The sequence below is a fragment of the Flavobacterium xizangense genome (assembly GCF_054075145.1).
Genome location: NZ_JBSIPG010000047.1, coordinates 1 through 312, shown reverse-complemented (window position 1 = coordinate 312; position 312 = coordinate 1). Strand labels below are relative to the sequence as shown.

At 36.5% G+C, this 312-nt stretch carries 1 protein-coding gene; it reads left to right on the top strand.

What is annotated here, in order from left to right; translation table 11 throughout:
- The coding region (locus ACWA1B_RS22445) for an ATP-binding cassette domain-containing protein (RefSeq protein WP_456910807.1) at positions 1-312 on the top strand (312 nt) is incomplete at both ends.

Sequence of the window (312 nt, the reverse complement as noted above, 5' to 3'; positions counted from 1 at the left end):
CCGACGTAAAGAAAACAAGGTGGAGCTTGAAATAAATATGGAAAGAATGGGAAGCAAAATTATTGAGCTTCATAAACTTTCTAAAAAATTCAAAGACCGTGTTATTTTAGACAACTTCAGTTTTGATTTTCAGCGTGGAGAAAGAATTGGAATTATTGGTAAAAACGGGACTGGAAAATCGACTTTCTTAAATCTTTTGACTGGAACAATTCCGCCTGACAGCGGGCGCGTTGTAAAAGGCGACACTATAAAAGTTGGTTATTATACGCAATCTGGAATTAATCCGAAACCAGGACAACGTGTTATTGACAT